This window comes from Enterobacter sp. BIDMC92 (assembly GCF_001030225.1).
In the GTDB taxonomy this organism is placed as follows: Bacteria; Pseudomonadota; Gammaproteobacteria; order Enterobacterales; family Enterobacteriaceae; genus Enterobacter; species Enterobacter sichuanensis.
On the sequence record NZ_KQ087598.1, the window covers coordinates 2,279,186 to 2,291,569 of the forward strand.

Below are 12,384 nucleotides of genomic sequence, written 5' to 3' on the forward strand. Positions count from 1 at the left end.
GCAAGATGAGCAATCTTTTGCACGATAACCATTACACGGTGGGTGAACTGACAAAAAAGGTGGCGAGCAAATTAACCGATCTCGGGCTTCGCTTAACCACGGCGGAATCCTGCACCGGGGGAAAGCTCTCGGTGGCGCTTTGCGCAGAAGAGAACACCGCCGATTTTTATGATGTCGGTCTGGTGGTGTTCAGCGATGGCGCAAAAGAGCGGATCCTCGGCGTAAGCCCGCAGACGCTTGAACGGTATACCGCCGTCAGTGAACAGACGGTCACCGAGATGGCTGCCAGTATCCGCGACATCGCCCAGGCGGATGTTAGCATTGCCATCAGCGGCTACGCCGGCCCTGAAGGGGGCGACGATGGTACGGCGGCGGGAACGGTCTGTTTCGGCTGGAATATCTGTGGCCAGACGCACACCCGCACCGTGCTGTTCTCCGGCGACTGTCAGGACGTGGTGGAAAAGGCGGTGCAATTTTCACTGGCTGAACTGGTAAGCCTGTTATCCGACGGCAATAAAGGCTGAACGCAGGGGAGGTTATATGGCAGTCATCGTGATTACCGGCGGAACCGCGGGCGTGGGAAAAGCCACGGCGCTGCACTTTGCCAGGGCAGGTTACAACGTCGGGCTTATCGCCCGCGATGAAGCCAGCCTGCACTCCACGCAGGAGGAGTTGCGGCGGTTTGGCGTCAATGCCCACGCCGTTCAGGCGGACGTCGCCGACAGTCAGGCGGTGGTGGATGCCGCTAACGAGATTGAGTATCGCCTCGGCGCGATTGATGTCTGGGTGAATAATGCCATGGGCGCGGTGCTGGCACCGTTTCGCACCCTGACACCGGATGAGTTTCGTCGCGTGACGGAAGTGACGTACCTCGGCTTTGTCAACGGCACGCGCGCCGCCCTTGAGCTGATGGTTCCCCGTGACAGGGGCGTGATTATCCAGGTTGGTTCGGCGCTGGCGTACCGATCCATCCCGCTGCAGTCAGCTTACTGCGGGGCCAAAGCGGCGATCCGCGGCTTTACCGACGCGGTGCGTACCGAGCTGATGCATGAAAACAGCCGGGTACAGCTTTCGATGGTGCAGATGCCGGGGCTCAATACGCCGCAGTTCGAATGGGCGCGCAATAAGTTCGCCTGGGCGATGCGCCCGGTGCCGCCGGTGTTTGAGCCAGAAGTGGCCGCCAGCGCCATTTTCAGGGTCGCACAAAAACCGGTTCGGGAGCTGTGGGTCGGCGGCAGTACCATCCAGTCGATTGTCGGGCAGTTCTTCTTCCCCGGTTTTCTTGACCGGCTGATGGTGAAAAAAGCCTGGGAAGGGCAGATGACCGACAACCTGAACGCACCGGATCGCCAGGACTATCTCGATCAACCGGTTAACGATCTCCACAAAATCCATGGCCGTTTTACTGACGAGGCGAAAACCCGCGCGTCGTCCGTGACCTCCGGTATGCCGGGCAAAGTGGCGTTAGGCGCCCTCGCGGTGGCGGGGATTGTGGTGACGCGTCTGCTCACCCGCCGGAAGCGGTAATCAGCGCAGCGCGCTGCGGTGCGTCCAGAACCAGCGATAGCCGTAGCCGCCAAGCGTGAGCTCAACGGTTTTACCGCAAATCAGGGCGTCATCGTAGCGCTTGTCCGCGAGGCAGGCGGTCCAGGTGGCGTTGCGGATCCCTTTCGCCGTAAACTGCACCGGCTGGTCGCTAAAGTTAACGAAGGTGAGGATGCTGCGCTCGTCGGTCTCATAATAAAGACCCAGTACCGCGTCATGATCAAGGGTGATAAGCCGAAACGGCGCTACGGCAATTTCAGGAAACTCAGAGCGGGTATTGGCAATATCAATGATCCGGTGCAGCAGCGAATTGCGGTGAAGCAGCGAATCGGCGACGTTCACCTTTTGATAGCGGTACGGACCGTGGTCGATGATTGGGGCAATAAAACGCTGCGGATCCGCCGCGGAAAAACCGCCCCCCTGCGATCCGGCCCACTGCATCGGGGTGCGGACAGCGTAGCGCTCCTCCAGGTCGAGGTCGTCACCCATGCCTATTTCATCGCCATAGCGCATCACCGGGACGCCCGGCAGGGAAAAGAGCACCGCGTGGCAGAACGCCAGCCGCTTCTGATCGCCATTGAGCATCGGTGCCAGGCGGCGGCGGATCCCGCGCTGGTAGACGTTCATCTCTTCGTCAGGGGCGAAGGTGTCGAGAACAAACTGTTTATCTTTCTGAGAGATGCCTTCCAGATCCAGCTCGTCATGATTGCGCAGCCAGTTGGCGAAACAGCAGGAATCCGGCGGGACGATCATTTTCTTCACCGCGTTGCGCAGCGGGCGGGCGCTCTTCCGGGCCAGGCTGACGTAGAAATACTTGTTAAGCCAGAAATTGAGGACCAGATTCAGCCGGTCATTGTTGCCAAAATAGTCCCGATAGGCTTCCACCTCGACATCTACTTCTCCCAGCAGGATTGCGTTCGGATTGTGCTGCTCAATCAGACGGCGCATATGCTCGAGGATCCAGAGCCCCTTTTTCTCATCACCGTTTCCTGCCTGGGTGGTGAGATGGGACGCGGCATCCAGGCGGAATCCCGACACCCCCAGCTTGAGCCAGAAAAGAATGATGTTCTCAATCTCTTTGAGTACCGCGGGAGAGGTCAGATTCAGATCCGGCTCGTGGCGATAGAACATGTGCCGATAGTATTGTCCCGCCTCGTCATCCCAGCTCCAGATGCTCTTTTCCACGCCGGGGAACATCGGGGGCGTATCGTCGTCGTCATTATCCGACCAGAGATAGTAATCACGATACGGTGACGCCGGGTTGCGACGAGCCTGCTGGAACCAGGGATGGGCGTCCGAGGTATGCTGGATCAACAGCTCAATAATGACCTGCATGCCCAGCTCCCGGGCCTGCTCGATAAAGGCGATAATGTCGGCCAGCTTTCCGAAGCGGGGATCCACCTGGAGATGGTCGCTGACGTCGTAACCTTCATCAAGAAAAGGGGTGAGATAAAACGGGGTGATCCAGATAACCGTCGCGCCCATGCGGCGAATATAACGCAGCTTGGCCGCGATCCCGGCGATGTCCCCGCAGCCATCGCCGTTTAAATCATAAAAGAGCGCGGTATCAATCTGGTAAATAATGGCCCGTGTATGCCAGCCTGCCATCCTGCACCTCAGTGGTAACCTTCTGTATCAGAAACCTTGCCCCGAAAGACGTAATAGCTCCAGGCGGTGTACACCAGAATCACCGGAATAATGAGCAACGTCCCGACCAGCATAAACAGCTGGCTGGCGGGCGGCGCCGCGGCTTCCCACAGGGTGATGCGCGGCGGAATAATATTGGGCCACAGGCTGATACCGAGCCCGCTGAACCCGAGGAAGATTAGCCCCAGCGTCAGCAGGAAGGGGCGCGAGTGGCTGTCCGGGTTGCGAGTCAGGCGCCAGATCAGCACGCTGAAAAGCCCCACCAGCAGCGGTACCGGCAGGAACCAGAAGAAGTTGGGCAGGGTAAACCAGCGTTCGGCCACGTACTGCCAGCCGAGCGGCGTCCAGATGCTGACCACCGCGATAACCACCACCAGCGCCAGCAGCACGTGGCGGGTTAACTCGCGCATGCGGGCCTGCAGGGCGCCTTCGCTTTTCATAATCAGCCATGTGGTGCCCAGCAGGGTGTAGGCGACAACCAGCCCGATACCGCAGAAGAGGTTGAACGGTGTAAGCCAGTCCAGCGCCGAGCCAACAAACCGCCGACCCTCCACGTCGAAGCCGTTAATCACCGCGCCCACGACCACCCCCTGGCTGAAGGTGGCGAGCAGGGAGCCGCCGGCAAAAGAGTAGTCCCAGAATTTGCGGTGGGAGGGCGTGGCTTTGAAGCGGAACTCAAAGGCGACGCCGCGAAAGATAAGGCCGATCAGCATCGCGGTGAGGGGAATGGTCAGCGCATCAATAATCACCGCATAGGCCAGCGGAAACGCGCCGAAGAGGCCCGCGCCGCCGAGAACCAGCCAGGTTTCGTTGCCGTCCCAGACGGGCGCTACGCTGTTAACCATCACGTCGCGCTCTCTGGCGTCGCCGACGAAGTTAAACAGCAGGCCAATCCCCAAATCAAAGCCATCCATGATGATGTACATCAGTGTGGCGAACACGATGATGGCAAACCAGATCACTGAGATATCGACGCCCATCAGATCCTCTCCTCTTCCGGAACAGACTCCGCGGCAGACAGCGGACGGGCAGGCGTGCCCGACGTGTTTGACGTCAGCGTGGCAACAGGCTGAGGGCCTTTCTTAATCAGCCGGATGAGATAAACATAGCCCACGCCAAACACCGACGAGTAGACGACGATGAACGCCAGCAGGCTGATGCTCATCTGCAGGGTGCTGTGCAGCGATACCGCATCGACCGTGCGCAGATAGCCGTAGACGACCCACGGCTGACGGCCCACTTCGGTGGTTACCCAGCCGGCGAGCAGCGCCAGCAGACCGGCAGGCCCCATACAGAGCGCAAACCAGTGGAACGGGCGGGAGTGAAACAGTCGATGTCGATAGCGCAGCCAGAGGCTGATTAGACCCAGCGTAATCATCAGCAGGCCCATCCCGACCATGATGCGGAACGACCAGAAGACGATGGTGGAGTTAGGACGATCCTCTTTCGGGAAATCTTTCAGGGCCGGAACCTGTTTATCCAGACTGTGGGTCAGGATCAGGCTGCCGAGGGCGGGGATCTCCAGGCCGTATTTGGTACGCTCCTCGTTCATATCCGGCAGGCCGAACAGCAGCAGCGGGGTGGCTTCGCCGGGCGGGTTTTCCCAGTGCCCCTCAATGGCCGCGATTTTTGCCGGCTGGTGCTCCAGCGTGTTCAGACCGTGCATGTCGCCGACGACGGCCTGGATGGGAGCGACCAGCAGCGCCATCCACATCGCCATGGAAAACATGGTGAGGATGGCGGGGGTATCGTTACCGCGCAGCAGATGCCACGCGCCCGATGCGCCGACAAACAGGGCGCTGCTCAGGAAGGCGGCGATAGCCATATGGATCAGACGGTACGGGAAGGAGGGGTTAAACACGATCGCCAGCCAGTCTTCCGGAATAACCTGGCCGTTCTGAATGGTGAAGCCCTGCGGTGTGTGCATCCAGCTGTTGGAGGCGAGGATCCAGAAGGTCGACATCAGCGTGCCGAGTGCGACCATGCAGGTTGAGAAGAAATGCAGCCCCGGACCAACCTTATTCCAGCCAAACATCATGACGCCGAGGAAACCGGCTTCCAGGAAGAAGGCGGTTAACACCTCGTAGGTCAGCAGTGGGCCGGTAATACTGCCCGCGAACTGGGAGAATCCGCTCCAGTTGGTGCCAAACTGGTACGCCATGACCAGCCCGGAGACGACGCCCATACCGAAGTTAACGGCAAAGATCTTGAGCCAGAAATGATAAAGCGATCGCCAGACGTCGTTTCTGGTGCGCAACCACATCCCTTCCAGCACCACCAGATAGCTGGCAAGCCCAATTGTGATGGCGGGAAAAAGGATATGGAATGAGACGGTAAATGCGAACTGAATTCTGGCCAGATGAAATGCATCGAGTTCGAACATGGTCCGTACCTCTGAAACGATGGGGCACGAGAATTGCCAGGCAGTTCAGGCTGCCTGGCAAAACCGATTACGGTTTTTTCTTACCTGCGCCCAGCTCGGCGCCGGTCAAAGGGTCGGCGTGTGGATCGGACTTCGTGCGGGCAGACATCGCCTTAACCAGGGTTGCCTGTTCGGTCGTGAGCGTCACGCTTGCGCTGCCATCTCCGCCGTCAACCGCAGGCTGGGGTGACTCAACGTAATCGAAATGCTTATCGCTGTTCCAGCTTCCGCGAACCTCTCCACCTTCAGACATATTGTAGTACTTGTTGGTGAATTCCTCGATTGGCGGCAGTTTTCCCGGCGGGTAGTTATTACGAATGGACTGCAGCGCCTTCTCAAAGGAGAGCTGATGCGCCGCCTCACGGGTCATCAGAAATGCCAGCGCATCCTTGACGCCGGGATCGTCGGTCACGTTGATCAGCCGCTCGTAGATAATCTTCGCCCGGGCTTCTGCTGCCACGTTTGAACGCAGGTCCGCCGTTGGCTCGCCAATGGTGTCGACGTAGGCCGCCGTCCAGGGCACTCCCGCCGAGTTGGTCAGCGGGGTGCCGCCGCCGTAAAGCAGGGAGGTGATGTGGCTGTCGTTACCGTTTTCGGTCATCGACCGGTACAGCTCAGCCTCATTTTCCACCCCTTCCGCCAGGGCGCCTTTCGCGCCCTTATTCAGCATCCCCACCAGAGTACCGATGATTTCGAGGTGGCTTAACTCCTCGGTGGCGATATCCATCAGCATATCTTTACGGCCCGGATCGTCATCGCTCAGGCCTTGGGTAAAGTAGCGGCAGGCGGCGGCCAGTTCGCCCTGCGGCCCGCCAAACTGCTCCAGTAAAAGATTGGCCAGGCCCGGGTTAGGTTCAGCTACGCGAACCGTGTATTGCAACTGTTTAACGTGTCGAAACATGCTCACTCTCCTGCGGGTTATTTTTTCGCTTCGACACCCGACGCGTCTGAACGCAGCAGGAACTGTTCCGTCGTTTGCGGGATATGGCGAATCAGCCAGTCGGCCATTTCGCGCTCTTCGGCGAGGATGGTCTCAATCGCGGGGATCGAGGCGGTATCGCCCGCTTTTTTAGCCGCCGCCAGCAGGGAGGTATAACAGGCGATTTCAAACTGCTCGAAGACATAGCCGCTGATCGAGCCTTTCACGATCTCATCAGACGGGAACATGCCGCCAATGGACTGACCCAGCGCCGCCATTTTGCTCATTGAGTCTTTTAAAACCGAACGAGAAATATCATTACGGTCGAGGATTTCTTCCAGCAATGTGATTTGCCGTTTTGTCTCATTAATATGTTGCTCAATTCGGGCGCGAACATCAGGATAATTATCGATACGGCTGGCCATAGATTCCAGCATAGATTCGGCTTGCTTTTCCATCGCATGGGCATCGCGTAGCCAGTCGTGGTAGTGTTCTACGTGATTCATCATTGTATCCTCATAATGGGTTCGCTTATTTGGTCTCACTTTCAGCAGCCTGATCGGCACGCGCGGCACTGTAGCCAGATAAATGGCCAACAATATTGGCGTAAATGCTGATGATAATGACCCATAGCACGCTGTTCTTCCACCATATTACGGAAGGAATAGCGAGAATGAACCATATTATAGCTGCCGTTAAATGGCACCGTTTAATTGTCCTGGGACTGATGCTCATTTTATTTAACCTGTGTTATCGCGTTATTTCTGCGCTTTTTGGTTAATATTTCCAACGGCCAGGTCGGTGAGTTTAAGGTCGGTCTCTTTTTCTTCTTCCAGAGTTTCGGCAAGAAGCTTAACGGCTTTTTTATAGCCCAGTTGTTCAGCGAGAGTAGCAAGGGTACCGTAACTGGCGATTTCGTAATGCTCCACTTTTTGCGCAGCGGCAATTAATGCGGCATCACGGACTTCATTTTTTTCCGTACTTTCGATGACTTCATTGGCTTCTTCAATTAAGCCTTCCATCGCGACGCATTTCATACGCTTGAGCTTGATACCGTCTTCCTGTTCGACGATCTGGTCGATACGCTCAATCTGACCCTGCGTCTCTTCAAGGTGTGCGGTGAAAGCTGCGCTCAGTTTCTCACTGGACGCGGCACGGGCGAGCTTACTCAGCGCTCGGGTAAGCTGTTTTTCTGCGCTGTAGGTATCAGATAGAAGATGAATAAAGACATCCTCAACACTTTTCATATTCATAATAATTACGCTCCGGTAAAATAATGAAAGGGTACTGCGAGCTTTTCAGCCCGCAGCATGCTCTCTGGTTTTATTAAAAGAGTATTAAATAAGATCAGGAGTTATCAGATTTACGGCCTCCGCCGTGACTGTTCTGTCCCCCTTTCTTACCCGCTTCAGATGCGCGTTGCGGATCGTTTTTAAAATTACCACCGCTATGCTGGCCACCTTTACGTCCAGCTTCTGATGCTTTTTCACGGTCTTCAGCGAAATTACCGGAACCACCACGATGCTCTGCCATATTAAACCTCATAGTCATATATTGGTTATGTCAGTACGATACGAAAATATTCCGTATCACTCGTCGTTCGAGTAATAACTTTAGTCGCTGTGGGCGATCCGTCAAATGCGTTTTGCTATTTGCGGTTGCGTTATTTTTAAATATTTGTAAATTTGCGCTTCGCTTGAGCAGGAAATATGGATAGGCAGGAAGGACTTGTAAACAACCATTAAGATTATTCCTAACTTCGAGCTAAAAATTTGAAAGGTGAGGATAAAAATAATGGCGCACGCAAATTGGTTAATTTGCAGTCAGGAGAAAATCAAAAAGTACTCCTTTATAGCTAGTAAGCGAAACCATAAATAATTATAAGGAAAATCCTGGATAAAAGCGTCAGGCGCGAAAGGGCGGTTTCGTTGAGGCGTGTTCAGAGGCCAGTAGCACACGGTTTGACCACTGTCGTCTTAAGATCACAAATCCGAAATTCTTCCCCCCGGAAGGAACGGGTTTCTCTACACTCCAGGTAATATTCACTGGAGGCATGACATCATGGCGAACACCATCACGGCTGATGACATTCGGGAACACTTTTCGCAGGCTATGTCGGCGATGTACCAGCAGGAAGTTCCGCAGTACGGCACCTTGCTTGAACTGGTTGCGGACGTAAACCTGGCGGTTCTGGAAAATAACCCACTACTACATGAACAACTGGCAAACGCCGATGAGCTTGCGCGCCTGAATGTGGAGCGTCACGGGGCCATCCGCGTCGGCACGGCGCAAGAACTTTCTACCCTGCGCCGTATGTTTGCCATCATGGGCATGTACCCGGTCAGCTATTACGATCTCTCTCAGGCGGGGGTGCCCGTTCACTCCACAGCGTTTCGCCCGATTGATGATGCGGCGCTGTGCCGTAATCCGTTCCGTATCTTTACCTCGCTGCTGCGACTTGAGCTGATTGAAAACGTCGCGCTGCGCGAGCGTGCGGCGGAAATCCTGTCTCACCGGAACATCTTTACCCCGCGCTGTCTGGCGCTTCTCGATCTGTACGAATCAGAAGGGCAGTTTACGCAGGCACAGGCACACGAGTTTGTGCAGGAGGCGCTGGAAACCTTCCGCTGGCACCGCCATGCAACGGTCGATCAGGAAACCTATCTGGCGCTGCATAACGAGCACCGGCTGATTGCTGATGTGGTCTGCTTCCCGGGGTGTCACATTAACCACCTGACGCCGCGCACGCTGGATATTGACCGGGTGCAGGAGCTGATGCCGAAGTACGGCATTGAACCCAAAATTCTGATTGAAGGGCCGCCTCGTCGCGAGGTGCCTGTCTTATTGCGTCAAACCAGCTTTAAAGCTCTGGAGGAGCCGGTGCTGTTTGCCGGGGAACATAAAGGCACCCACACCGCACGCTTCGGTGAGATTGAGCAGCGCGGCGTGGCCCTGACCCCGAAAGGCCGTGAACTGTACGATAGCCTGCTTGCCCAGGCCGGTACCGGCAAAGATAACCTGACGCATCAGCTGCATCTGCAGGAGATTTTTAGCGCCTTCCCGGACAGCGAGCTGTTAATGCGCCGTCAGGAGCTGGCTTATTTCCGCTATCGTCTGACGCCAACCGGGGAAGCGCATCGGCATGCGTTCCGGCCTGGCGACGATCCGCAGCCGCTGATAGAGCGCGGATGGGTTGTCGCCCAGCCGATCACCTACGAAGATTTCCTTCCGGTCAGCGCTGCCGGGATCTTCCAGTCTAATCTAGGGAATGAAACCCAGGCGCGCAGCCACGGTAACGCCAGCCGCGATGCCTTTGAAGCGGCGCTGGGCTGCCCGGTGTATGACGAGTTTGCCCTCTATGAGGAGGCTGAAACGCGCAGCAAACAGCGTTGCGGTTTGCTCTGAAATCGTTACTCTGCTGGGGTGTGTTGGAAAAAATAAGGTCGTTATGCAAACTCCTTCCGCCCCTGTGGTTGAAACGCGCTACGGCGCACTGGCTGGTTTTACTGATAATGACGTGCATGCGTGGTACGGGATCCCTTACGCCGCGCCGCCGGTAGGCAACGGGCGCTGGCGTTCACCGCAGCCGCCTGCTCGCTGGGAGGGCCTTCGCGAGGCCACGGCTTTTTCGCCTTCATGCTGGCAAAGCAGCGAGTATTGCCAGACGCTGGGCGGCGGCGATCCGGGCCAGTTTTCTGAAGATTGTCTCTATCTTAACGTCTGGTCTCCGGTTGACCGCGCAACGCCGCTCCCGGTAATGGTCTGGCTGCACGGCGGCGGGTTTACCATTGGCGCAGGTGGCTTGCCACCGTACAACGGCACCGCTCTGGCAGGACGTGGCGTGGTGGTTGTGACCCTCAATTACCGTCTCGGTCATCTCGGCTTTTTCGCCCATCCGGCGCTGGAAGGGGAAGAAGATCGCGTGGTGCATAATTTTGCCCTGCTGGATCAGATCGCCGCCCTCGAATGGGTGCGGGACAATATCGCCGCGTTTGGTGGCGATCCGGCTAACGTAACCCTGTTTGGTGAATCTGCTGGCGCGCGCAGCGTGCTGTCGCTGCTGGCATCGCCCCTGGCAAAGGGGCTGTTCCATAAGGCGATAGTGCAAAGTGGCTACACCTTGCCGGACACGCCGCGTGAACAGGCGCTGCAGAAAGGAGAAGCTCTGGCCGCCCATTTTGGTCTCAAGAACGCAACGGCCGAGGAGCTGCGCGCCATTCCACCCGAGTCGCTCTGGCCGTTAACCGCGCCGCTGAACGTCGCGCCGGCGCCCATCGTCGGGGATTGCGTGCTGCCGGAAGCGATGCTGGACGTTTTTTTCGCAGCCCGTCAGCACCCTGTGCCGGTGATGATTGGCTCTAACAGCGACGAGGCCAGCGTGATGGCGGTGTTTGGCATCGATCTCGCGGGGCAAATCCAGAAGCTTCGCCGGGAGCGGCGGTTCGGGCTGGGGCTGATTAAGTTGCTCTATCCCGGCGTGAAAGGCGATGAAGAGCTGGGCAGGCAGGTATGCCGCGACATGGCGTTTACCACCATGGGGTATGTGGTGATGCAGGCTCAGCAGCGCGTGGGGGGATTATGCTGGCGCTACTGGTTTGACTATGTCGCGGAAGCGGAACATGACACCTATGTCAACGGTGCCTGGCACGGCAACGAGGTTCCCTATGTCTTCGACACGCTCGGCCAGGTGGAACCTTCACGTCAGTATGTCAATGAACGGGATCTGCAGTTTGCGGCCCAGGTGGCCGACTACTGGGTAAGCTTTGCGCGAGAAGCTGGGCTTCGCGAGATCCTGCCAGGACCGACGCACTGGCCCGCCTGCCGCAAAGGGCGGGACGTTTTGTTACGCATTGGTGTGAATAAACATGCAGCTTTCAGGCTTGAAAACCGCTTTATGCGCGCCCGCATGAGTCTCTTTAAACGGGTGATGAAGCACCACGTCAGTCTCGATTAAGCAGACATGCGCGAAACGCCGCCAGACCATTTTCCGCGTCAGGCGTTTCGCGCAGCACCAGCCGGTAGCTGGCGCCGGTTTTAATGCTTGTCTCATAGGGCCGCATCAGCCTTCCGGCGCGGACATCTTCAGCCACCAGCGTTTCGTCAGCAATGGCAACCCCCAGCCCCTGAATGGCGGCCGTGATCGCCAGATCCATGGTGTCGAAGTGTTGATTTTTGTGCATGACAAAGCCGGGCCCTTCCTGTTTTGTGAGCCATAACGACCAGTCGGTCTTATCCCGCGTCGGGTGCAGGAACGTCAACGCACCCAATGCTGCACCCGCGCGCACCGGGCTTATCACCGGCGTGAGCGCCTCTTCGAACAGCAGATCGCCTGCGCTCATGTGCGTGCCGAACACGATGGCCGCGTCGTAGGATTCGGTTTTGAAATTGACGTTATGATCGGTGGTGGTGATGAGAGCGATTTGCAGATCCGGCTGTTCGCGCTCCACCTCCAGCAGGCGCGGCACCAGCCAGCGCATCGCGCAGGTCGGGGCTTTGAGCCGGATCACGGTTTGCTGGCTCCGGGCCTGGTCCGCCACGGCCAGCAGCTGTTCAAAGGCGGACTGCAGCTCCGGAAGCAGGGCGCTGCCCTGCGGGGAGAGACGCAAACCGCGAGCGTGGCGTTCAAACAGCGGAAAACCAAACCACGTCTCAAGGGAGGCAATCTTGCGGCTGACGGCCCCCTGCGTCAGGCAAAGTTCCGCGGCGGCGTGCGTAAGATTCAGATGACGCGCGGTGACTAAAAATGCGTCAATGGCATTGAGCGGGAGCGAACGGCGCGACATGGATACACCTCAGCTATGCATTTTTCTCATGGCTATTATGACAACAATTCGATTGTCCCGACAATCAA

13 protein-coding genes are annotated in these 12,384 nt (G+C 57.1%); 4 read left to right on the forward strand and 9 right to left on the reverse strand.

Features of this window, described 5'->3' with window-relative positions; genetic code table 11:
* Nucleotides 1-5: 5 nt before the first annotated feature.
* Both SP99_RS10670 and SP99_RS10675 read left to right on the forward strand, forming a co-directional pair.
* Entirely contained in the window at nucleotides 6-524 is a 519-nt protein-coding gene (locus SP99_RS10670; RefSeq protein ID WP_047958547.1) for a 2-oxo-tetronate isomerase, read from the forward strand.
* 16 nt (nucleotides 525-540) lie between these two features.
* Complete coding sequence (locus SP99_RS10675) at nucleotides 541-1,527, forward strand: SDR family oxidoreductase (protein WP_047958548.1); 987 nt, start codon at nucleotides 541-543, stop codon at nucleotides 1,525-1,527.
* On the opposite strand, the gene SP99_RS10680 is transcribed toward SP99_RS10675, so the two are convergent.
* The 8 genes from SP99_RS10680 to SP99_RS10715 form a co-directional block, all read right to left on the reverse strand.
* Nucleotides 1,528-3,153 carry an alpha-amylase family protein gene (locus tag SP99_RS10680; protein ID WP_047958549.1) on the reverse strand — a complete coding sequence of 542 codons (1,626 nt, stop codon included), beginning with the start codon at nucleotides 3,151-3,153 and terminating at the stop codon, nucleotides 1,528-1,530.
* Between the two features lie 8 nt (nucleotides 3,154-3,161).
* Nucleotides 3,162-4,172: a cytochrome d ubiquinol oxidase subunit II gene (cydB, locus tag SP99_RS10685; RefSeq protein WP_047958550.1), complete on the reverse strand. Its 1,011-nt coding sequence runs from the start codon at nucleotides 4,170-4,172 to the stop codon at nucleotides 3,162-3,164.
* A complete protein-coding gene (locus SP99_RS10690) occupies nucleotides 4,172-5,575 on the reverse strand; it encodes a cytochrome ubiquinol oxidase subunit I (protein ID WP_047958551.1) in 1,404 nt (467 codons plus the stop codon). Before SP99_RS10690 ends, cydB begins: the two co-directional genes overlap by 1 nt.
* A gap of 67 nt (nucleotides 5,576-5,642) precedes the next feature.
* Complete coding sequence (locus SP99_RS10695; protein WP_047958552.1) at nucleotides 5,643-6,515, reverse strand: manganese catalase family protein; 873 nt, start codon at nucleotides 6,513-6,515, stop codon at nucleotides 5,643-5,645.
* 17 nt (nucleotides 6,516-6,532) lie between these two features.
* On the reverse strand, nucleotides 6,533-7,039 hold the full coding sequence (locus tag SP99_RS10700; RefSeq protein WP_014883791.1) for a ferritin-like domain-containing protein: 507 nt from the start codon (nucleotides 7,037-7,039) through the stop codon (nucleotides 6,533-6,535).
* A 25-nt stretch (nucleotides 7,040-7,064) separates the two neighbouring features.
* Nucleotides 7,065-7,268 carry a hypothetical protein gene (locus SP99_RS10705; RefSeq protein ID WP_013096662.1) on the reverse strand — a complete coding sequence of 68 codons (204 nt, stop codon included), beginning with the start codon at nucleotides 7,266-7,268 and terminating at the stop codon, nucleotides 7,065-7,067.
* A 23-nt stretch (nucleotides 7,269-7,291) separates the two neighbouring features.
* A complete protein-coding gene (locus tag SP99_RS10710; protein ID WP_008502272.1) occupies nucleotides 7,292-7,786 on the reverse strand; it encodes a YciE/YciF ferroxidase family protein in 495 nt (164 codons plus the stop codon).
* 94 nt (nucleotides 7,787-7,880) lie between these two features.
* Nucleotides 7,881-8,066, reverse strand: coding sequence for a con-10 family general stress protein (locus SP99_RS10715; RefSeq protein WP_004150795.1), 186 nt, complete (start codon nucleotides 8,064-8,066; stop codon nucleotides 7,881-7,883).
* Nucleotides 8,067-8,594: 528 nt separating this feature from the next.
* Here SP99_RS10715 and hglS point away from each other — a divergent pair.
* Nucleotides 8,595-9,938, forward strand: coding sequence for a 2-oxoadipate dioxygenase/decarboxylase HglS (gene hglS, locus SP99_RS10720; protein ID WP_047958553.1), 1,344 nt, complete (start codon nucleotides 8,595-8,597; stop codon nucleotides 9,936-9,938).
* Between the two features lie 43 nt (nucleotides 9,939-9,981).
* On the forward strand, nucleotides 9,982-11,487 hold the full coding sequence (locus tag SP99_RS10725) for a carboxylesterase/lipase family protein (RefSeq protein ID WP_047958554.1): 1,506 nt from the start codon (nucleotides 9,982-9,984) through the stop codon (nucleotides 11,485-11,487).
* On the opposite strand, the gene SP99_RS10730 is transcribed toward SP99_RS10725, so the two are convergent.
* Nucleotides 11,474-12,316, reverse strand: a complete 843-nt coding sequence (locus SP99_RS10730; protein WP_047958555.1) for a LysR family transcriptional regulator — start codon at nucleotides 12,314-12,316, stop codon at nucleotides 11,474-11,476. The genes SP99_RS10725 and SP99_RS10730 overlap by 14 nt on opposite strands.
* Between the last annotated feature and the right edge of the window lie 68 nt (nucleotides 12,317-12,384).

What these genes read in the sequence shown, in the direction of transcription:
- SP99_RS10670 (WP_047958547.1), top strand. Translation starts at nt 6, where the DNA reads ATGAGCAATCTTTTGCACGATAACCATTACACGGTGGGTGAACTGACA.
- SP99_RS10675 (WP_047958548.1), top strand. Translation starts at nt 541, where the DNA reads ATGGCAGTCATCGTGATTACCGGCGGAACCGCGGGCGTGGGAAAAGCC.
- SP99_RS10680 (WP_047958549.1), bottom strand. Translation starts at nt 3,153, where the DNA reads ATGGCAGGCTGGCATACACGGGCCATTATTTACCAGATTGATACCGCG.
- cydB (WP_047958550.1), bottom strand. Translation starts at nt 4,172, where the DNA reads ATGGGCGTCGATATCTCAGTGATCTGGTTTGCCATCATCGTGTTCGCC.
- SP99_RS10690 (WP_047958551.1), bottom strand. Translation starts at nt 5,575, where the DNA reads ATGTTCGAACTCGATGCATTTCATCTGGCCAGAATTCAGTTCGCATTT.
- SP99_RS10695 (WP_047958552.1), bottom strand. Translation starts at nt 6,515, where the DNA reads ATGTTTCGACACGTTAAACAGTTGCAATACACGGTTCGCGTAGCTGAA.
- SP99_RS10700 (WP_014883791.1), bottom strand. Translation starts at nt 7,039, where the DNA reads ATGAATCACGTAGAACACTACCACGACTGGCTACGCGATGCCCATGCG.
- SP99_RS10705 (WP_013096662.1), bottom strand. Translation starts at nt 7,268, where the DNA reads ATGAGCATCAGTCCCAGGACAATTAAACGGTGCCATTTAACGGCAGCT.
- SP99_RS10710 (WP_008502272.1), bottom strand. Translation starts at nt 7,786, where the DNA reads ATGAATATGAAAAGTGTTGAGGATGTCTTTATTCATCTTCTATCTGAT.
- SP99_RS10715 (WP_004150795.1), bottom strand. Translation starts at nt 8,066, where the DNA reads ATGGCAGAGCATCGTGGTGGTTCCGGTAATTTCGCTGAAGACCGTGAA.
- hglS (WP_047958553.1), top strand. Translation starts at nt 8,595, where the DNA reads ATGGCGAACACCATCACGGCTGATGACATTCGGGAACACTTTTCGCAG.
- SP99_RS10725 (WP_047958554.1), top strand. Translation starts at nt 9,982, where the DNA reads ATGCAAACTCCTTCCGCCCCTGTGGTTGAAACGCGCTACGGCGCACTG.
- SP99_RS10730 (WP_047958555.1), bottom strand. Translation starts at nt 12,316, where the DNA reads ATGTCGCGCCGTTCGCTCCCGCTCAATGCCATTGACGCATTTTTAGTC.